Source organism: Parasedimentitalea marina (assembly GCF_004006175.1).
GTDB lineage: Bacteria > Pseudomonadota > Alphaproteobacteria > Rhodobacterales > Rhodobacteraceae > Parasedimentitalea > Parasedimentitalea marina.
This window is the reverse complement of sequence record NZ_CP033219.1, coordinates 479,236-500,537: the sequence shown is the minus strand read 5'-3', so window position 1 is coordinate 500,537 and position 21,302 is coordinate 479,236. Positions and strand designations below refer to the sequence as shown.

Below are 21,302 nucleotides of genomic sequence, written 5' to 3'. Positions count from 1 at the left end.
ACAAGAGATCACCCATGAAACTGCAAGACCTCGACGTGATCGTTACCGCCCCCCCAGCTCCCGGATGGGGCGGGCGCTATTGGATACTTGTCAAACTGACCACCGACACCGGTATAACCGGTTGGGGCGAATGCTATGCGGCCTCGGTCGGACCAGAGGCGATGACCCACGTTATTCGCGATGTGTTTGACCGGCATATGGCAGATGAGAACCCCGAGAACATCGAGCTGATGTTCCGGCGCGCATATTCTTCCGGCTTCACACAGCGGCCAGATTTAACGGCAATGGGCGCCTTTTCCGGGTTGGAAATCGCCTGCTGGGATATTCTGGGCAAAGACCGTGATCGCCCGGTTCACGCCCTGATCGGAGGCCGAATGAATGACCGCATTCGCGCCTATACCTACCTCTACCCGCTCGCCGAACACGACACCGAAAGCTTCTGGGCCTCGCCTGATATGGCCGCAGAAAGTGCCGCGCAGATGGTCAGGCAAGGCTACACAGCTGTCAAATTCGACCCTGCAGGCCCCTATACGTCTCGGGGCGGCCACATGCCTGCCATGAATGACATTTCAATCTCAGTGGCGTTTTGCAAAGCCATCCGCGAGGCCGTGGGCGACAAGGCAGACTTGCTGTTTGGAACTCACGGTCAATTCACCACAGCTGGGGCCATTCGCCTGGGCCAGGCCCTGGAACCCTACTCGCCGCTCTGGTTCGAAGAGCCGGTCCCGCCCGACAACACCGCCGAGATGGCCAAAGTTGCTCAGGCCGTTCGCATTCCTGTTGCCACAGGCGAAAGGCTGACAACCAAAAGCGAGTTTGCTGCCGCTCTGCAGGCCGGCGCTGCCACCATCCTGCAACCTGCTTTGGGTCGGTCCGGTGGCATTTGGGAGACCAAGAAAATCGCAGCAATCGCCGAAGTCTACAACGCGCAGATGGCACCTCATTTGTACGCGGGGCCAATTGAATGGGCAGCGAATATCCAGTTTGCAGCCTCGATCCCCAATATTTTGATGGCCGAAACCATCGAGACACCGTTTCATGATGCGCTGATCAACGGGGCAATCCAGGTGGAAGACGGATTCGTAACGCCCCCTACGGCAGCCGGCCTTGGCATTGAGGTGAACGAGGCGCTGGCCCGTGCACATCCCTTTACCGGCAACGACTTGCACCTCAACATGCGGGACGCTCCTTGTGACTATGTAACGCCAAATGGCTTTGCCGGAGGGTCACCGCCATTGAAGACGTCCGAATAGCGCCAGTGGTCAAATTTCGAGACTGACACAATTCGGCGGCGCCACGCCCAACCAGAGGCGGGCTTCCGTCAGGAAACCGCAAATGGGCGGAAGAGCCTTGTTTGGAATTGGGCCGCATGACCGGTGCGCATCAATAATCAGTTGGATACGTAGCCGGCAACAACCTGCAACAGTTTAAACGCCGTTGCCGCATCGTTTTCTACCACCGCAAAAAACTCTTCCTCACCGATACGCAGGCAGGTCAATTCACTCTGCGCAATCATGCTAAGCGAGCGCGGTTCTTTCCGGATCAAGCCCAATTCACCGACCAGACGACCCTGCCCCACGCTGGCGATCAACTTGTCGTCCTGCCCATCAATGGGCAAGTACAGGCCAGCCTCACCTTCCAGGATCATATAGGCACCATCACTGGCTTCATCGTCTTTCAAAAAGACCACTTCACCGGCAGCGGCCTGATACCAACGGGCACTAAAAGCCAGCAGGCGCAATTGGCGACGATTCAACCCGGAAAACAGTTCCGTCTGTTCCAGCGCCCTGAGTTTGCGCGCCAGATCTGCACTGGCCGCTCCATCTTCAACCGCCACCTTTTGCGCCTCGTCACTGACAAGTCGTCCCTGTCGCAGCTCGTAGTAAACATCAAACACATCTGGGCTTTCAAAACTGTCGCCCAGATAAATCACCGTCGTATCCGGCAGCAGTTTGCGCAGGTTTTTATGTACCGAAATGCGGGTTTCCAAATCATAACTGGCCATCGCCGTGTCCATGATCAGAATATCAGGCCGTTTGATTGTAGCGCGAGAAAAGGCCAATGGTTCAGCAAAGCTGGCGGCCAGACCCTGCCCGCCCAATGCAATTGGCAGTTCAAAGATCAGCTCAACCACCAGATCACGAACCCCGTTTTGCACCAGCAACTCAGAGACCAGTTTGCGCAGTTCGTCTCCCTTGGCGCCGGCCAGGTCCGAAATCTTGCCAAACAGAGCATTCTCCAGAACCGTCAATCCCGGTGCAAAACTTTCGATACTCAGCGGCACAAACAGATCACCTAAAGTGGCCATCAACCGGGTAGAATGGCTTTGCCTGAAGGCCAGAATACGGCTTTGCATGTCCTCGCTAAAGGCTGGGCCGATTTGTTCGGCTGAGATCCGGAACGGAACAATCAACAGCTCTGCCAACTCTTTGTGATCCAAAACATCGGCGCCGTTGGACCGGGTCTTTTCAACCAGATCAAGCGCAACTTCGTATGCAGAGGGCTCCAGCCCCAGTTTACGGAACAATGGGTGATCAGTGCCGTCGAGCCCAAAAATCTGGCGCAGCATATCCACCACGTCCTGGGTCAGCGCTACCAGGTCTTCATCCAGGTTCAATTCTTTGATCAGGTCCAGAAACTCGGTCTGCTCTGCCAAAACGACTTCAGTGATTGGCTCATGTGGCGTCGCGTACAACAAGTTTTCTGCCACAGGCAATGCCGGATTATACTCATCCGTTTTCAAAAAGAACGCATGCTGACGAAGCCCGGCGTCGCGTACAGCCTGCTGCACCTGATCACGCAACTGCACCAGATGCGTTGCCAGAACAGGGTGAGTTTTCGGATCAAAATTCTGCTCCATACCGCGCCGAAACAAGGCGGTGTCCGAGCCGATGCCTTCGACCAGCTTCAGCCACCAATCACGCAAGTCATCCTTGTTCGAAAACCCGGCCACGGACGGGTCAAGCCAGGGTGCATCAAGCGGGTCTGGGCTGTTGCCGGCCTTCAGGGCCTTTTCGAACTGATCGGCGTCCCTTGCCGTCCCGGTGGGGCGCGGTCGCATCGGCATCATCACGTTGTCGCCAAACGACCCCTGAAACAGCACGGGCCGCGATGTCGCATGACCAACCCGAGCAGCGATTACCGCCTGATGCAGCTTGGTCAAATCATGCCCCGCAATGGAAACACTGCCCGCCGAGGGCAGCAACTCGCGGGTCAGAAGTTCAGCCATGGCGCGTCTGTCTTCTTCTGACGGGGCGGCGATCCCGACGACTTTGCCGGCAGGCAGGCGGGCACTCAGATCCTCCAGCACCAGATTCCCGTCAGCGTCCCGCACGTTGACATTGGTCAAAATCACGTCGCCCTCAAGACGTACCAACTCCTTGGGTTCACCTTCCATCAAGGTTTCGTCGACCATACCAGTTGGCGCAAAACGCTCCATGATCACGTCCCAGCGCAGGCTCATGTCCTGGGTCTGGTTGTAATAGGCCAATAGCTCCTTCCACGGAGATGCGAGGTCCTTATAGGCTGCCAAAGCCGCCACAAGCGCGCCCAGTGAGACAGAGCCTTGCAGCACCAGATAGCCACCAATCGCATAAAACAAAAACGGCGTCAGCTGGGTAATGAAGTTATTGATAAACTTCATAAAGAACTTTTTCTGATAGATATCGAGGCGAATATCATACAGGCGCCCCAAGCGTGTCGTGATAACCGCCATGCGATAGCGCCAGCCGCCGTTGATCCGCAATGTCGAGGCGCCAACGGCGCTTTCCCCGATTTCAGCCGCAAGCGCGCGCACCTGCTTGATGCGCTTTTTGTTCAATAGGTTGATGCGCCGCTGCAACATCGGGATCAACCAACCCTGCAGAGGTATCAAAGCCACAGCCGCAATGCCAAACCAGACATTCTGCAGAAACAGGAAAGACAGAATGGTGATCATCTGCCCGGCTTGCAAAACTGGCTGGCTAATCGCATCGCCCATCAGGCCGCCCATCGGCTCGCTTTCAGCTGTGATCATCGACACCAGTTCACCCTGGCTGACCCGTTCAAAGTAGGGCTGTGGAAAGCGCAGCACCCGGGCTATCAACTGATAGCGAAACCGACGCAACATGCGTTCGGCGAGTATGCCTTTCATGGTGTTGATGCGCATTTTCATCAAGCCATGCGCTGTCACAGCCAACAAGAACCCCGAGCACAAAAGCCACAAGAAAGTCAGCTGATCCACCGGGCGCCCCAGCACGTCAATGGTCGAAGTCTGCGCGCCAATGGCATCGTTGATAATCCGCTTGGGCAGTTCAAGCGTCAGGAATAACAACGGGAATAGCGTGGTGGTGACCAGCAGCAGAATCAACTGATCCCGTTTGGAGTATTTCCAAATGAAGCGAAAAAGAGAGCGTTCGATGGAAGGCCTCCAAAATAGCAAGGACAAACAAGTACACCCCAATGCCTAGCGCGGTTCCACCATCACAGGCAATGCCTTAGCGTCAGATGCCCCTTTGCGGAAGATGTTTCGCTGACGATTGCTTGCGGCGAAAAAATCCGTAAGCTCCAGTAACGAGCGATTAACAGGAGTTCCCGTCTTGCCGGACTATGTCGGATCTATTTTGCTGCTGCTGGGCTTACTGCAGTTCAAGCACATGTTTGCCGACTTTTATATGCAGACGCAGAAAATGCTAAGTGGACGGGGAATATACTTTCACATGGGTCGGGCCCAACATGCCGGAGTACATGTAATAGGGTCCTTTCTGGTCTTCCTGATATTTCATACCCCGATGTGGTTCATACTGGTTATTTGCGCGCTTGAATGGTTTATCCATTTCAACATTGATTACTGCAAAGCCTGCTATTCCGAGTCAAAGCAGTTGATGCCGAACATGGCAGAATTCTGGCGTGCCATGGGGACAGATCAGGCGCTGCATCATTTCACCTATCTGGCTATGGTATGGGCCTGGATGGAATACACTGTAATTTAGAGCCTGCTACCAAATGGATATGCTTGGGCATACTTTCATTTACCCCTTGGGGCTCTGCCCCAAACCCCGGGATATTTCTGGCCAGATGAAAATGGATCCGGATTAGGGAAGCACTGGTTTGTTTTGCTTTATAGTGCGCAGAACCATATTGGTCTGGGCGCTGGCAACGGCAGGTAAGCGAAACAAGAATTGTTCAAGAAAATTGTTGTAGGCGTCCAGATCCGGAGCCAGCACGCGCAGGTGATAATCGGCCTGCCCGGTTGTGGCATAACATTCCTGAACCAGTGTATTTCCCTCGATTGCGCGAATGAATTCGACCAGTTTTTCAGGGTCATGGCGGGTCAGGTGTACATGAACAATCGCCTGAAACTCTAACCCCAGGACAGCCGGGTTCACGATGGCCCCATATCGCACAATCGCGCCCGCATCTTCCAATGCCCGGACCCGTCGCCACAGTGCGGAGGCCGACATTCCTATGGTTTCGGCCATGTCGGCATTGGACATCCGTGCATCTTGTTGCAACAGAGACAAGATGCTGCGGTCACGATCAGTGATTTCCATAATACGGTCAAACTTTTCTAAAGTGTCGCAATTGTCGGTCAATTCACCCAACATTACACCGTATTGCAAGCGGTTTGACGAAAATTTTCACTCAATATGGTCTACTCTACCGCTTACAATGCCGATCAAGCAAGAGATGCCAGCCATGACCCAGCAGACACATGATTTTCAGAAGTATCACCTGAGTGACCGGTACGACCTGACCAGAGGCCGGGTTTTTCTCACTGGTACTCAGGCGTTGGCGCGGATCATGCTGGATCAGGCGCGCCGCGATCAACAGGCAGGTCTGAACACTGCTGGTTTTGTATCCGGCTATCGTGGCTCGCCGCTGGGTGGGGTCGATTTGGAGTTCTGGCGATCCGCTGACCGGATGCGCGAGAATGGTATCAAGTTCATGCCTGCAGTGAATGAAGACCTGGGGGCAACTGCGGTTTTGGGGGCGCAACAGGCCGTGCTGGATCCCCAGTGTCAGGTCGAGGGCGTATTTTCAATGTGGTACGGCAAAGGCCCCGGGGTGGATCGGTCAGGCGATGCGCTGAAACATGGCAATGCCTATGGGTCGTCGACCAAGGGCGGGGTTCTGGTGGTTGCGGGCGATGACCACGGCTGCGTCAGCTCGTCGATGCCGCATCAGTCCGACGCGGGTTTTCTGGCTTGGTTTATGCCCGTTCTAAATCCGGCCTCGGTCAGCGAATTCCTGAGTTTTGGCGAATACGGCTTTGCCCTGTCACGCTATTCCGGCGCCTGGGTTGGCTTCAAGGCCATCTCGGAAACGGTGGAAAGTGGCCGTTCTGTCGCCTTGCCGCCAGACCGGGAATTTATTTTGCCTGACCTGCCCCCCTACCCCGGCGGGTTGCATGTGCGGCGCTCGGATTTGCCCAGCCCCGAGATCGAGGTTCGCATGCGGGCCAAGTTGAAAGCGGTGCGCGCCTTTGCCGAGGCGAACCCGATTGATCGGCGCATCTATGACTTGCCTGATGCCAGTTTTGGCTTTGTCACCACCGGAAAAGGCCATCTTGATCTGATGGAGGCACTGCGCCTGTTGGGGCTGGACGAGGCGGCCTGTCGTCGGCTGGGCATCGATATATACAAGGTTGGAATGGTCTGGCCACTGGCCCGTCGCAGCGCCTTGCGGTTTGTGCATGGCAAAAAAGAGGTGCTGGTGGTCGAGGAAAAGCGTGGCATTATCGAAAGCCAGTTCAAAGAGTATTTCTATGATTGGCCCGGCAACAAGCCCGAAAAGATGGTTGGCAAATACGACAGTCACGGTGAGCCGCTGATCCCCTGGACTGGAGAGTTAAGCCCACTGCAACTGGTGCCTATCATAGCCCAGCGGCTTGATCCGTTTTTTCCTGAGGAAGGGCTATCGGCCAAGGCGCTGGCGCTGACGGATACGCCGCCCATCCTGTTGAACATCTCTGGCGCCACTCGCACCCCCTATTTCTGTTCAGGCTGCCCGCATAACACCTCGACCAAAGTGCCCGATGGCAGCAAGGCCAATTCAGGTATCGGCTGCCATGTGATGGCCAGCTGGATGGACCGCGAGACCGCTGGATATGCGCAAATGGGCGGCGAAGGTGTGCCCTGGGTTGCCGCCTCCATGTTCAACGGCGGCAAACATGTGTTTCAGAACCTCGGCGAAGGAACCTGGTATCACTCTGGATCGCTGGCGATCCGTCAGGCGGTGGCGGCACAGACCAATATCACCTACAAGATCCTCTATAATGACGCCGTCGCCATGACCGGCGGGCAGCCGGTGGATGGCCCTGTCAGCGTGGTCGGAATTGCCCAGACTTGCCGGGCTGAAGGCGTGTCGCGAATTGCACTGGTGTCGGATGACATCACCAAGTTCATCCGATCAGAGTTCCCCAGCGACACCACATTTCATGACCGCGCAGAATTGGACACGGTCCAGCGCGAACTGCGCGATATCCCGGGTGTTTCCGTGCTGATCTATGAGCAGGCCTGCGCCACCGAAAAGCGCCGCCGTCGCAAACGCGGCACCCTGGACGACCCTAAACGATTTGCAATCATCAATGATCTGGTCTGCGAAGGATGCGGCGATTGTTCAACTGAATCCAACTGCCTGAGCGTGGAGCCCATTGAGACACCGCTGGGTCGCAAACGTAAAATCAACCTGTCCAGCTGCAATAAAGATTTTTCCTGCCTGAATGGATTTTGCCCCAGCTTTGTTACCGTCGAGGGCGCCACCCGACGTAAGAAACAGGCCCCGGGTCTGGACGCGGCGCAATTGGTGGCGGCCCTGCCCACCCCGAACATTGCCGCGCTGGACACACCCTTTGATTTATTGGTCACCGGGGTTGGCGGCACCGGCGTGGTGACCATTGGCGCATTGATCACCATGGCCGCCCATCTTGAGGGGAAAGGCTCCAGTGTGTTGGATTTCACTGGATTTGCGCAGAAATTCGGGACCGTGCTCAGCTATATTCGGCTGTCGTCTAACCCGGAAGACGTGAATCAGGTGCGCATTGACACAGGCGCGGCGGATGCGGTGATTGGCTGCGATGTCGTGGTCAGCTCAGCCCCCAAGGCCTCGGCACATTACGGGTCCAACACACGGATCGTTCTGAACCGGGCAGAAATGCCCACCGGTGATCTGGTGCTGCAACGTGATGCTGATCTTAATGCAGGTCAGCGCGAGCAGGCGATAAGCAGTGTCGTCGGCGCCGAAAATTTAAGCGCGATAAATGCCAACGAGGTTGCCGAGGCAATCCTCGGCGATACGGTCCTCGCCAATATGATAATGCTTGGATTTGCCTGGCAAAAAAGGCTTGTGCCAGTTTCAGCTGGTGCGCTGGACCAGGCCATTGAACTTAACGCAGTGGCGGTAGAGCGAAACCGTCTGGCGTTTGCCATCGGTCGCGCACTGGCGGTGGATCCAGGTCTGGTAAGCGATTGGTACACAGAGACTACGGATGCGCCGGAAACGCTGGAAGATGTGATAGAGCGACGGGCAAGTTTTCTCACCGGATATCAAGATGTGGGGTATGCCAAACGATATACCGAAACACTGGCCCGCTTTCGCAACGCAGTTCCGGCTGACAGTACTGAGGAACTGACCATTGCGGCCGCCAAATCGCTGTTCAAACTGATGGCTTATAAAGACGAATTCGAAGTGGCCCGTCTTTTGACCAGCGCCGCCTTCAAGCATCAAATGGACGCGGAGTTTGAGGGCGACTTCACGGTTCACCATCACCTTGCCCCGCCACTTCTAAGCCGAGGAAAAGACGCCCGGGGTCGCCCGATGAAACGCGCCTTTGGGCCGTGGTTACGGCCCGTTCTGACCCTACTGACCAAAGGTAAACGCCTTCGCGGCAGCCGTTTCAACGTTTTTGGATATCACGCCGAGGCCCGGCTGCACCGTGATTTATTGGCATGGTACGAAGACGCCCTAAAGCAGGTCGAACGGCGCTATAACGCGGCCTGTCACGACAGCTGCCTCGCCATCCTGACTGCGCCGATGGAGATCCGCGGCTATGGCCCTGTCCGCCAGCTGGCCGCCGAAAAGATAAAATCCAACACCACGTCAATGCTTGCTGCTCTTTAGGAGGTCCAGAATTTCAAAGAATAGGTGGTGAACTCTTCCAGTTCTTCGGGGAGAGCTTCGCACCCTGTGAAGACTTTCAAATATTCTGCCGTCATCCTAAGTCGATAGTCACCACTTTCGTTCAGCCCTGCCATGTCATAACCCAATTGCATGTAATACAATGCTTTGGCACGGGCCAGCGCCTCGACATCAGGGAAATCATAGCGCTGAAACATCTGCGTCAGCGCCTCAACCCGACGCGCGTCAGATTGATCTAACAGATGACGCACAGGCCCAGACCGGCGGGCCCAGTCTCGCACTGCGAAATCCAATGCTGTGTTGAACAATTCCGGATCAGCAGTACAGCGCCAAACATTCAACACTGCGGCAGTTATCGTCTCAGCAGCAACCGTTGCCTGGCCAACCATCCCCGCAGTGTTGGTCTGCTCCCATGTTTTCAGCAGAGCATCAAGAAGATCCTGGCGGGATTTGAAATACCAATAAAACGAAGACCTAGAGACGGCCATTCTCTCTGCCAGTGCCAGCACTTTGACCTGCTCGACCCCATGCGAGATCAACACGTCCATGGCCACATTCAGCCAATCTGCACGGGTCACTCTGACATTGCCGATTAACGGTTCGGCTTTGGGGTCATCGCGCTGCAGGATTGTTTTTTGGGTCATCTTTTTCGCCTTTGGTCAAACTGTCAAACACCGTTATGGCAATACAGGTTTTGACGGTCTTATAAAACAGCACTCGGACGCGCCTTGATCCCAGCGTGCCAAGCCAATGTGGCGTCGTTCGCATCTGGAATACGCATTTTTATCACCCGGGCAAACTCAACAAACACAAAAGCACTGATATCAGCGAGAGTGAAATCATTTGTGGCCAGATAGCGGCTGGCCTGCAATCGCTGTTCAAGCCGGTCAAAGAATTTCTCGGTGCGGTCCAGGCCGCGCGAAACCAATTCCGGTATCTGGCCATAATCCGATGGACCAGGGATCGCACGGTCTGCAAAGAACGGATGGCCATTGCGCAGAGCTTCAGCGATGGGCACTCCACCCTGCTGCTCGGCAATTGCGTTCCACATGAGAACCAGACCTTTTTCCTCAGCTGTCCGGCCCATCAAAGGAGGGTTTGGGTGGGTTGCCTCCAAATAGGCCGCGATGCCTAGGTTTTCTGTCAGAGCCGTCCCCTCGTCAGTGATCAACACTGGCACTGTGGCATGTGGGTTCACCGATTTAAACGCGTCGCCCAACTGTTCCCCTTTGGCGATAGAAATGTCGTGGCATTCTAGTGCAAGTCCCTTTTCAGCAATGAACATCCGCGCCCGACGAGGGTTAGGAGCAGTAGAGCAGTCGTAAAAAATCATTGATCAAAGTATCCTGTCGCAAACGCCTTTGATGCAGCCTAGACGGCAGACCTACTGTCCATCAACCACAGAAAAGCGCGTAAATAGCGGGTTGAGGCATCCAAGTCGCTCGGTGCACCAGAACATCAAATAAAATAACGCTCCCGCTTCCACATCTCTGATCAGTCCCCCCACAGCACGGCATGCTCCCGCGCCCACGCGAACCATCGGCTAGTGCCGATGGTCCTTGCGGTCTTGGGCGTGGCGCCGCGCTTTGCGCGGCGCCACGCCCAACGGGCCGAGTATCTCTGTCAAGAGGACGAGGACGGGCGGGAGATCTGGTTAGCGAATATCCCCATCCCGACAGTAGATAAAGCACCGGCCCTCTACGGCCCCTTCTGGCAAGCTCAACTCTGTCAGGGAGTCAAAGTACATTCGGTCAGACGACACCATCAGTCCGCCCGGTGCCAGTAGCGGCTCGACCAGCGGCGAGACAAACCGTGCAAACACGTCGTTCTTCTCACGATTGTGACCGCCCAGATCCGCATGCACTAAACTGGCAGTCGGGCCAAACCGGTCCAACGATGCCGGGAGCGTTTGGCGTACATCCCCCAAAATCACACGATCCTCGGGCGGTGTGCTGTCCGGATGCGAGGCAACCGCGCGCTCAAAAACGTAGATGTCGCGATCTTCAACATAACTCCGCATGTGGTGATAGGTTCGGCCATTGCCCAACCCCAGTTCAAACACCGGACCAGTCATCGCTGCGGTTTGCGCAATTGCAAAATCCAGGCAGGCGCGCTGGGACACCATTCGGTCGATAAACAAATCAAGACGGGACAGCATAGATCAACTCCTTTTCGCCCAACAATCCACTCCGGGCATTTACTAACCCGTGTGACAGAGATTGCGGTGAATGTGTAGCGCCCCTCAAAACAGTATGCTCACCTGTCTAACCAGCGATTTTACAACACTTCACACTCGATTTCCGACTTTTCGAGGTGCCTCAACGACTAAATGGGTTTGACTAGACAGGTCCGGTCACGCGATGGTGTCAAAAAATAAGGGAGAAAATGATGACAGCGGCACCAAAGCTGGTTGGGTGGACCTGAATGCGGCCTTTGCTGTCGGTGGACAACCTTAGCATTGGATTTGGCAATGGCACCCCAGTGGTCCGCAATGTCAGTTTTGAAGTGATGCCCGGTGAGACCCTTGCTCTGGTCGGCGAAAGTGGATCAGGCAAAACTGTTACCTGCCGGTCCGTCCTGCGCATCCTGCCGCGCGCTGCGCGTCTCCATTCGGGCACCATCCGATTGAACGGCAGTGCGGGCACGCAAGACCTGACCGCGTTGAACGAACGTCAAATGCGAAATGTGCGCGGCAATGCGATCTCGATGATTTTTCAAGAGCCTATGCATTCTCTGTCTCCGCTGCACCGGATTGGCAATCAAATTTCCGAAGTATTATGGCTCCATGGGCGCACGCGCGAAGCCGCTGCCAAAAAAGATGTGCTGGAGTGTTTTGAGAGGGTTGGGTTTCCGGACCCTGACCGCGCCTATCGGTCTTATCCGTTTGAGCTGTCCGGTGGTATGCGTCAGCGGGCGATGATTGCAATGGCAATGGTCGCCAAGCCTGACCTGCTGATCGCGGATGAACCGACCACAGCACTGGATGTCACCACTCAGGCGCAGGTTCTGGGACTGATGAAAGAGCTCCAGCGCGACACTGGCATGGCCATGATCCTTGTCACCCATGATCTGGGGGTTGTGGCCAATATGGCCGAACAGGTGGTTGTTATGCACAAGGGTCAGGTCATGGAGGCCGGCGCCGCCGAGCCGCTGCTGCGCGCCCCGGCCCATGCCTATACCCAGCAGCTGTTTGATGCCGCGCCGGCCATTCCTGCCCACCCGCAGACAGCACCAGAACTGCCGCAGGATGATTTGATTTTAGAATTAAAATCCGTCTCTAAGACCTATACAATGCGGGCAGGAAAATCGTGGCAGCCAGAGTCCAAGATCCTTGCCTGCCGAGGCGTCGACTTTGCGCTACAACGTGGCAGAACACTTGCGATCGTTGGTGAAAGTGGCTCGGGCAAAACGACAGCGGCACGCATTGCGCTGGGGGCTGAACTGCCCGACGAGGGCGGCGAGGTGCTGTTTCGCACAACACCACAATCCGAGGCCATCGCGGTGCATCATATGTCACGCGCCGCCCGCACTGCGTTCCAGCGCGAGGCACAGATGGTGTTTCAGGATCCCTATTCCTCGCTATCTCCGAGAATGCGCATTCTGGATGCTCTGTGTGAACCGCTAGAGATCCACGGTATTGGCTCCAAACATGAACGCCGAGAGCAGGCGGAACAGATGTTGCGCCTGGTTGGATTGGGGCCAGATATGCTGCTGCGCTATCCGCATGCATTTTCCGGCGGTCAGCGTCAGCGCCTGTCGATTGCCCGCGCCTTGATGCTGGACCCCTCGCTCCTTGTTTGTGACGAGCCTACCTCGGCGCTGGATGTTTCGGTACAAGAACAAATCCTGCGCCTGCTGGAAGAGATCCAGGACCGCAAGAATCTATCCTATTTGTTCATCAGCCATGACCTTGCCGTGGTCGCACGGATTGCCGATGAAGTGGCGGTTATGCGTGGTGGTCTGGTCGTTGAACAGGCGCCCCCGGACACTCTTTTTCACAACCCAAAACATCCCTACACCAAAGCACTGATAGCGGCCCAGCCCGAGCCCGATGTGGATCGGCCAATTGATCTAAAGCTGGTCGCATCTGGTGCCGGCTCCCCGGACAGCTGGCCCGAGGATTTTCGTTTTTCAAACACCATGGTACCTTCACTGGTGCAAGTGGAACCAGGTCATAAGGTACGTTGCCATGTTTAAGACCCCAAAATTCATTTTCGCTCTGTCCATCACAGCGCTCTTCACACCGCTCGCAGCCTTTGCCTCCCCGCCAGTGCAGGAAAGCGATTTCTGGCGCGCCGAGGTTGAGGCAGGCAATTTACCACCCGTCGCTGACCGCATTCCGGATGTCCCGCTGACCGTGGACCTGACCGCGCGCGGGCGTACGCCTGGGGTCCAGGGTGGCACCTTGAATACTATGATCACTCGCTCCAAAGATATTCGCCAGATGGTGGTCTACGGTTATGCCCGTTTGGTTGGCTATGACGCAGATTATGAACTGCGCCCTGACCTGCTGATGTCGTTTGAAAATCAGGACAACCGCCGTTTCACCTTAAATCTGCGGCCCGGACACCGATGGTCAAACGGGGCTCCGTTTACCTCGGATGATTTCAAGTACTGGTGGGATGATGTCGCCAATAATGAATTGCTCAACCCGACCGGACCGCCAGACTTTCTGCGGGTCGAAGGGGAACTGCCCACTGTCAGCTTTCCAGACCCACAGACAGTCATCTACGAATGGTCCAAGCCAAACCCCAATTTTTTGCAAAGCCTGGCACAGGCACGGCCCCCGTTTATCTTCCGCCCCGCAGAGTTTCTGAAAAAGTATCACATTGCCTATGCCGACCCCGATGATCTTGCCTTTGAGGTCAACGATGCCCGGGTCAAAAGCTGGGCCGCGCTGCACAACAAACGCGACAACATGTACAAGTTCGACAACCACGAACTGCCAACCCTTCAGCCCTGGATCAACTCGACTTCGGGCAAGAAGATCCGCCACTTGTTTGTGCGCAACCCCTATTACCACCGCATCGACGAGAACGGTGTGCAGCTGCCCTATATTGACATCATCGAGATGGAAATCGTCTCGGGCGGGCTGGTTGCGGCAAAATCCAATGCAGGCGAGGCTGACCTTCAGGCCCGTGGGCTGGGCTTTCGCGACATTGCAATCCTGCGCAAGGGCGAGGCCGACGGCGGCAACTATAAGACCTACCTTTGGGGCACAGGCACCGCATCGCAGATTGCAATTTTTCCAAACCTGAACGTCAATGATGATGTCTGGCGTGGTGTTCTGCGCGACGTACGGGTGCGCCGTGCCTTATCACTGGCCATAAACCGCGACTCGATCAACAAGGCACTGTACTTCAAACTGGCCAAACCCGGCGCCATGACCGTGTTGGAACCCAGCCCGTTCTTTGATCCTGAATTGCGCGAAGCCTGGGCCAGCTGGGACCCTGATATGGCCAATGAGCTGCTGGACGCAGCAGGCCTGGACCAAAAAGACGGTTATGGCATCCGCAAATTGCCTGATGGCCGTCCGATGGAACTGGTGATCGAAACCGCGGGCGAGCGTCAAGAGGTCGAGAACGCAATGCAGATCATCACCGATGACTGGCGCGAGATTGGTGTCAAACTGGTCATGCGCCCGTTGGATCGCGACATCCTGCGCAACCGGGTTTTCTCTGGCACCTCCATGGCCTCGGTCTGGTATGGCTGGGACAACGGCTTGCCCCGCCCCTATACTTCGCCCGCCTATCTGGCACCGACCGATCAGGTCTTTCTGGCCTGGCCCAAGTGGGGCCAGTTCCACCAAACCAGCGGCGAGGCAGGCGAGGCCCCCGACATGCCAGAAGCCCAGCGCCTGATGGAGCTGGTGAAAAACTGGGAGGCCGCCGCCTCGGATACCGAACGCACGGCAGCCTGGACTGAAATGCTGAAAATACACGCCGATCAGGTTTACGGCATCGGCATCCTCGCCGGGGCGCCACAGCCTGTGGTGGTCAATAAATCCCTGCGCAATGTTCCGGTCAAGGGTATCTGGGCCTGGGATCCCGGGGCCCACTTTGGCATCCACCGCCCGGATGAGTTCTTCTTTGAAGGTGGTGACGGCTGATGGAAATCCTGCGCTACGCAGTCTACCGATTTGGCACCATGTTGCTGACCCTGCTGGTGGTCTCGGTGATGGTCTTTGCCATCATCAACCTGCCACCGGGTGATTATCTTAGTAACCAGATCGCCGAGCTGCGTGCCTCGGGGCAATCAGCCGGCGTCGCCAAGGCCGAGTTTTTGCGCAGCGAATATTCACTCGACCGTCCTTTGTACCAGCAATATCTGATCTGGGTTGGCTTTATGCCCGGTCCACACGGGTTTTCAGGTCTGATCCAAGGCAACTATGGCTGGTCGTTTGAATTTGATCAGCCGGTTGCCGATATCGTTGGGGATACGCTGTGGCTGACCGTTTTGGTCAATCTTGCGGCGGTGCTGTTTGTCTATCTGGTTGCCCTTCCACTGGGTGTCATCGCGGCGGCCCGGTCTCGCACCTGGGTCGACTATACCTCGGCCTTTGTTGGCTATCTGGGACTGGCGACGCCCAACTTTCTGCTGGCGCTGATCCTGTTCTACTATGGCCACAAATATTTCGACCTCCCCATCGGCGGGTTGATGGACCCGATCTACGAGGGCGAGCCAATGTCCTGGGACAAGGTCAAATCGATCCTCATCCATCTGATCGTGCCGACCTTTGTGATCGGCACCTCGGGTGCGGCGGCCATGATGCAACGTCTGCGCGCCAACCTGCTGGATGAGTTGGGCAAGCCCTATGTGGAAACTGCGGTAGCCAAGGGCATGGCCCCGGCCCGCATGCTGACCAAATACCCCCTGCGCATGGCCTTTAACCCCTTTGTTGCTGACATCGGCAACCTGTTGCCCTCTATGGTCTCGGGTTCAGTTCTGGTCTCAGTTGTGCTGGGCCTGCAAACCATCGGCCCCACCCTGTTGACTGCCCTGAAAACCCAGGACCTGTTCCTGTCCGCCTTTGTTCTGATGTTCGTCGCCTTGCTGACGCTCATCGGTACGATGATTTCCGATGTGTTGCTGGTTCTGCTCGATCCCCGCATTCGATACGAGGGGCGTGAAACATGACCCAATTGCCCGACGGCCGTTATGTCAACGACGCTCCCTTTGATGCTCAGGCCTCTTTGCAGCAACTGGAAAGAGGCGATCTGGACGCCCCCAATTGGGTGCTGATCTGGCGTAAGTTCAAGACCCACAAACTGGGGCTGATTTCGGGGGTTTTCCTGCTGATCAGCTATCTGATGTTGCCCTTCGCCGGCTTTATCGCCCCCTATACCCCTAATGAGCGCCACCCCGATCACCTTTACTCGCCACCTCAATCGGTGAACTGGTTCCACGAGGGCACCTTCATCGGGCCCTATGTCTACCCCATGACCTCTGAGGCCAACCTAGAGACATTTCAGTGGGAATTTGTCCCCGATACCGACAACCCTGCCCCGCTTGAGTTTTTCTGCACCGGTAAGAAATATCGGTTGGCTGGCCTGATCCCAACCAAAACCCACCTGTTTTGTGCCCCCAAAGACGCCACCGTGTTCCTTTGGGGTTCGGACCGATTGGGTCGAGACGTCTTCAGTCGCATCTTCTACGGTGCCCAGCTGTCGCTGACAGTGGGCATCATCGGTATCACAGTATCCTTCCTGCTGGGCATCACCTTTGGCTCGATTGCCGGTTATTTCGGTGGCCGTATCGACTGGTGCATCAACCGGGTGATCGAGATCTTGCGGTCGCTTCCTGAACTGCCTCTTTGGCTGGCGCTGTCAGCGGCGGTGCCGTCAAACTGGGGGCCGGTGGCGGTGTTCTTCATCATTTCTGTAATCCTTGGCATCCTGGACTGGCCCGGCCTGGCACGATCGGTGCGCGCCAAGTTCCTGTCTCTGCGCGAAGAGGAATACGTCCGTGCCGCCGAAATGATGGGGGCCAGTCCCGGTCGGGTGATCCGTAAACACATGTTGCCCAATTTCATGTCCCACCTGATCGCCTCGGCCACGCTGTCGATCCCGGCTATGATCCTGGGCGAGACCGCACTGTCCTTCCTTGGCCTCGGTCTGCGCGCGCCTGCAGTCAGTTGGGGCGTCATGCTGAACGACGCCCAGAACCTTGCCTCGATCGAGATCTACCCCTGGACGGCGATCCCAATGCTGCCAATCATCATCGTGGTACTGGCTTTCAACTTCCTTGGCGATGGCCTGCGCGACAGTCTTGACCCTTATCAACATTGACCCTGTTCCGCACTCTTCCAGATCCCGGCGCCTATGGGGTAACGGGGTCCGGCCAGCTCCCCAGCGCCTATGCGGTAACCGAGCTGGCCACCGCCTCTCTTGCCGCCGTAGGAACTGAACTCTCCTCGTTGATACAGGCTCTGAACCTCTCGGCTAACCGGGCCGAGGTCACAGTGGATCAGCGCTTGGCCTCGCTTTGGTACGGCTACAGTTTTCGCCCCAGTGGTTGGGAAATGCCCAGCCTGTGGGACGCGATTGCCGGCGTTTACGACTGTGCGGATGGCTGGATACGCCTGCATACCAACCTGCCCCACCACCGCGCTGCAGCCTTGCAAGTATTGGACTGCGCCAATAACCGCGACGCCGTCACCGCCGCCGTCAAAAAATGGCCGGGCACCGCATTGGAAAGCGCAATTGTGAACCAGGGCGGTGTTGCCGCCGCACTGCGCTCGCGATCCGACTGGCTGGCACATCCCCAGGGCGCAGCGGTGGCCAGTGAACCGCTGATCGGCTGGACCGAGCCGCGTTCAATCACGCTGCGTGATCGTCCGCAGGCCAGCCTGGCCCGCCCCTTGGCAGGTCTACGGGTGTTAGATCTGACCCGCGTGTTGGCAGGTCCTATTGCAACCCGTACCCTGGCCGGATTCGGCGCCGAGGTCCTGCGTCTTGATCCACCCGGCTGGGATGAACCCGGCGTGATCCCCGATATCTCGCTTGGCAAACGCTGCGCCTATCTCGACCTGCGCAGCCCCAATGACCGACACCGTTTCGAGGCCCTGCTCAGCACGGCCGACGTCTTGGTCCATGGCTATCGTCCAGGCGCCTTGGACGGGTTGGGCTATGACCTGAAATCTCGCTGGCAACTGGCACCAAACCTGATCGAAGTGACCCTGAATGCCTACGGCTGGTCCGGCCCCTGGGCCAGCCGACGCGGCTTTGACAGCTTGGTCCAGATGAGCTGCGGCATCGCCGACACTGGCCGCGCCTGGGCCGGGACAGATCATCCAACCCCGCTCCCCGTCCAAGCCCTGGACCATGCCACTGGCTACCTGATGGCCGCAGCAACCCTCTCGGCCCTCAGCGTTGCAGCCCGGGGCAATATGGTCCCACAGGCCCGCCTCTCTCTGGCCCGCAGCGCCGCACTGCTTGACGGTCTACACAAAACGGCCACAGGCCCTGATATCTCATCAGCCAAAGACTCCGATTTTTCCGACTTGGTCGAACACAGCGGCTGGGGGCCAGGTCAACGCTTACGGCCAGTATTGCACATCCCGTCAACATCAATGACCTGGGATCGACCTGCCCAAACCTGCGGCAGTGCACACGCCACCTGGGCCACCTGACACAGATGCAGTCTCAAATGCACAAAAAAATCTGACAAGATTTTTCCACCGCGCCCGCGCGCGGTGCCGCGCCCAACCCCAAGCAGGCCGCGCCAGCGGTCTGACGCGGGGACGGGAGAGCCCCGTCTTTAAGTTCTAGCGATCGTCACCACCGCCACTCTCTTCCAAAAAGTCCTCATCAATCGCCGCCTGCACGGCACCGGTAACCGCTTCCTTTTGCTGCGGGTTCAGATCTTCACTTTTCCCGTCAGCCAGTCGCACCGTCACTTCGCGGTGCGCAAAACGAATGCCCTCACGCTCAAACAATTGCCGGATTTCCTCGTATACCTTCTTGCGCACCAGCCATTGATCGCCCGGTTTTGTCATGAATTTGACCCGGATAATCATCGCCGAATCCTGCATCTCTATGACACCCTGAGACTTCAGCGGCTGGATGAAATTATCACCAATCACCGGATCTTTCAGAAGCTCCTTGCCCAGGTTCTTGATCATCTTGCGCACCTTTTCCACATCGGTGTCATAGGTCACCCGCAATGGCAGCTTCATAATCACCCAGTCGCGCGAATAATTGGTCAGCACCCGGATCTCTCCAAAGGGGATCGTCTGAAGCGCGCCAAGGTGGTGGCGCAACTGAAACGACCGCACCGAGATCTTCTCGACAGTTCCCTTGACGTCGCCAATGTCGATATATTCCCCTTTGCGAAATGCATCATCCACCAGAAAAAACGCGCCTGAAAAAATGTCGCGCACCAGTGTTTGCGAGCCAAACCCAATCGCTAATCCAACGACACCGGCGCCCGCGAACAAGGGGCTGACGTTGATCCCCAGTTCCAGCAACACGATCAAACCAATCGACACCACTACCACCGCCAGGATAGCGCCGCGGAACAGAGGCAATAGCGTCGCCAAACGGCTGGCCCCATTGGCCCCGCCTTCGTCGCCCAACTCGCCTTCGTCAACGTCACCCGTTTCTTCGGCAATCTTGCTGTCGATCCAAATTCGGAACAGGTGATAGACAACATAGCCAATGAACAGAATCGAAATGACATCAATCACCCGCTCCGAGGCAACACTGTCCATCCATGCCGCGTCCGGATTCCAGATAATGATCAGCGAATACGCCCCCACAACAAAGGCCAGTAATCCGGCGACCCGGCGTGCCAGGTCTTCAAATGTGATAATGGATTGCCGGCTCTGCAAAGACAGTTCCTGCTCGCCTGCCTCCGTCCCCGGTTCAGTTTCCGCCATCTCTTCGTTCAGCTGCATCACCCGGCGTGAGCGGTCAAAGAAACGCTCAATGACATAATTGATGACCCCGTAAACTATCAGGACAGAGGTCAGTACCATATAGGTACCAGCCATCAGCGGAATCGACGCCTCTCGCTCCAGCACCAGGTCAAAGGCCAGATTCAACCAGCCAAATGCCATATAAGCCATCACCAATGGCGCCCAGATCGTGCTTAGCCCCTGCACCAACCAACTGCACTCTGACTTTCCCTTTCCAGCACGAATGGCATTGGTTATCGCCCGGGCATTGAATAACACCATTGCCAGATTACCAATGGTCGCGACCAAGGTCAGGACGCCATGGACCATGGCATAGACATTGTAATTCAGGCCGAAATCTCCAACCCAGGTGGCAAAGAGGATCGAACTAATATCATAGGTCGCCAGTAGTGACGCCCAGAGATACAAACGCTTGGCATCGCGATCCGAGAACGCAGGAATTCGGTATTGGCTTAGATAGGGTGAGAGCACCATCCGCCACAGGTCCGACACCGTGCTCGCCAAAAAATACGCAGTGAAAACTGCTGTAATGGTAAACTTCACCGAGTCGTCTTCGGCCGGTCCAAAAATTAAATAGCCCGCCAGCGCAGCAAAGATCATTGCAAAAACTGTCGCGCCAAGGCCCATAAAGAAGCGGAGCACCAAAAATGGCATTTTCTCTCGATAGCCCTTTGGCGCGACCATTATCCGCGCGGTCACCAGCCCTTTTGCAATGCGCTTGCCGTAGATCTCTACTGACAACCAACGACCAATCAGCAGCAGAAGAACATTCCAACCAAGGATCTCGAGGTAAGTCTGAATGCGCCCATCCGGGCTGGTCTGCCGCAGGATGTACTTCACTTCGAACACTGAATAAGGCAAAGCCGCCAACCGACTGCTCAATTCCTTGCGAAACTTATCCACTTCAGACTGCGCTTGCATCAGGGCCGACGGCCCCCCCATCGGGTCAACCGACCCTTCGGCGGGATCTGAATCAGCTGCGTCGCCGACCAACTGACCACGTCCATTCAGGACGATAACCCCAACACCACTGTCCGCGGCCTGCTCAATGGCATTGGCCAGCGCCTCGGCGCCAGCGCTATCTTCGCTTTGCGCCGCCAGTGGAGAGGCCATGGGTATCGCCAACATCAGGGCCAACAAGCCACTCAATAGAAACCGAAAAAACAGATGCGTCATGGGAAAGGAAGTCCTCGGATGATTTGCGCAAAATTACCCGACTCCAGGCAATAGCGCAAACCCCTTGACCGCACACAAGTTTGCGCGGACG

The 21,302-nt window shown here is 56.5% G+C and carries 14 protein-coding genes; 8 read left to right on the top strand and 6 right to left on the bottom strand.

What is annotated here, in order from left to right; translation table 11 throughout:
* Positions 1-14 precede the first annotated feature (14 nt).
* Positions 15-1,253 (top strand): mandelate racemase/muconate lactonizing enzyme family protein, encoded by a 1,239-nt coding sequence (locus EBB79_RS02565; RefSeq protein WP_127747375.1) that lies wholly within the window; start codon positions 15-17, stop codon positions 1,251-1,253.
* Between the two features lie 137 nt (positions 1,254-1,390).
* On the opposite strand, the gene EBB79_RS02560 is transcribed toward EBB79_RS02565, so the two are convergent.
* Positions 1,391-4,348 carry an ABC transporter transmembrane domain-containing protein gene (locus EBB79_RS02560; protein WP_127750849.1) on the bottom strand — a complete coding sequence of 986 codons (2,958 nt, stop codon included), beginning with the start codon at positions 4,346-4,348 and terminating at the stop codon, positions 1,391-1,393.
* A gap of 229 nt (positions 4,349-4,577) precedes the next feature.
* On the opposite strand from EBB79_RS02560, the gene EBB79_RS02555 reads away from it, so the two are divergent.
* Positions 4,578-4,970: a DUF3307 domain-containing protein gene (locus tag EBB79_RS02555; protein ID WP_127747373.1), complete on the top strand. Its 393-nt coding sequence runs from the start codon at positions 4,578-4,580 to the stop codon at positions 4,968-4,970.
* A gap of 102 nt (positions 4,971-5,072) precedes the next feature.
* Here EBB79_RS02555 and EBB79_RS02550 read toward each other — a convergent pair whose 3' ends face one another.
* Positions 5,073-5,531, bottom strand: coding sequence for an Lrp/AsnC family transcriptional regulator (locus tag EBB79_RS02550; RefSeq protein WP_127747371.1), 459 nt, complete (start codon positions 5,529-5,531; stop codon positions 5,073-5,075).
* Positions 5,532-5,676: 145 nt separating this feature from the next.
* On the opposite strand from EBB79_RS02550, the gene EBB79_RS02545 reads away from it, so the two are divergent.
* Positions 5,677-9,099, top strand: coding sequence for an indolepyruvate ferredoxin oxidoreductase family protein (locus EBB79_RS02545; protein WP_127747369.1), 3,423 nt, complete (start codon positions 5,677-5,679; stop codon positions 9,097-9,099).
* Here EBB79_RS02545 and EBB79_RS02540 read toward each other — a convergent pair.
* The 3 genes from EBB79_RS02540 to EBB79_RS02530 all read right to left on the bottom strand — a co-directional run bounded on the left by EBB79_RS02540 (position 9,096) and on the right by EBB79_RS02530 (position 11,275).
* Positions 9,096-9,761 carry a TetR/AcrR family transcriptional regulator gene (locus tag EBB79_RS02540; protein WP_127747367.1) on the bottom strand — a complete coding sequence of 222 codons (666 nt, stop codon included), beginning with the start codon at positions 9,759-9,761 and terminating at the stop codon, positions 9,096-9,098. The genes EBB79_RS02545 and EBB79_RS02540 overlap by 4 nt on opposite strands.
* Positions 9,762-9,820: 59 nt before the next feature.
* Positions 9,821-10,450, bottom strand: coding sequence for a glutathione S-transferase family protein (locus tag EBB79_RS02535; protein WP_127747365.1), 630 nt, complete (start codon positions 10,448-10,450; stop codon positions 9,821-9,823).
* 321 nt (positions 10,451-10,771) lie between these two features.
* The gene (locus EBB79_RS02530; RefSeq protein WP_127747363.1) at positions 10,772-11,275 is read right to left on the bottom strand and encodes a class I SAM-dependent methyltransferase; all 504 of its coding nucleotides are present in this window, start codon (positions 11,273-11,275) and stop codon (positions 10,772-10,774) included.
* 266 nt (positions 11,276-11,541) lie between these two features.
* On the opposite strand from EBB79_RS02530, the gene EBB79_RS02525 reads away from it, so the two are divergent.
* From EBB79_RS02525 to EBB79_RS02505, 5 genes are read left to right on the top strand one after another with little or no spacing between them, the layout of a single operon-like run.
* A complete protein-coding gene (locus tag EBB79_RS02525) occupies positions 11,542-13,314 on the top strand; it encodes an ABC transporter ATP-binding protein (RefSeq protein ID WP_127747361.1) in 1,773 nt (590 codons plus the stop codon).
* Positions 13,307-15,226 carry an ABC transporter substrate-binding protein gene (locus EBB79_RS02520; protein WP_127747359.1) on the top strand — a complete coding sequence of 640 codons (1,920 nt, stop codon included), beginning with the start codon at positions 13,307-13,309 and terminating at the stop codon, positions 15,224-15,226. Before EBB79_RS02525 ends, EBB79_RS02520 begins: the two co-directional genes overlap by 8 nt.
* Entirely contained in the window at positions 15,226-16,254 is a 1,029-nt protein-coding gene (locus EBB79_RS02515; protein WP_127747357.1) for an ABC transporter permease, read from the top strand. The genes EBB79_RS02520 and EBB79_RS02515 overlap by 1 nt, the downstream gene beginning before the upstream one ends.
* Complete coding sequence (locus EBB79_RS02510; RefSeq protein ID WP_127747355.1) at positions 16,251-17,405, top strand: ABC transporter permease; 1,155 nt, start codon at positions 16,251-16,253, stop codon at positions 17,403-17,405. Before EBB79_RS02515 ends, EBB79_RS02510 begins: the two co-directional genes overlap by 4 nt.
* Positions 17,402-18,748, top strand: coding sequence for a CoA transferase (locus tag EBB79_RS02505; protein ID WP_127747353.1), 1,347 nt, complete (start codon positions 17,402-17,404; stop codon positions 18,746-18,748). The genes EBB79_RS02510 and EBB79_RS02505 overlap by 4 nt, the downstream gene beginning before the upstream one ends.
* Before the next feature lie 135 nt (positions 18,749-18,883).
* Here the strand turns inward: EBB79_RS02505 and EBB79_RS02500 are convergent, their stop codons facing one another.
* Entirely contained in the window at positions 18,884-21,211 is a 2,328-nt protein-coding gene (locus EBB79_RS02500) for a mechanosensitive ion channel domain-containing protein (RefSeq protein WP_127747351.1), read from the bottom strand.
* Positions 21,212-21,302 lie beyond the last annotated feature (91 nt).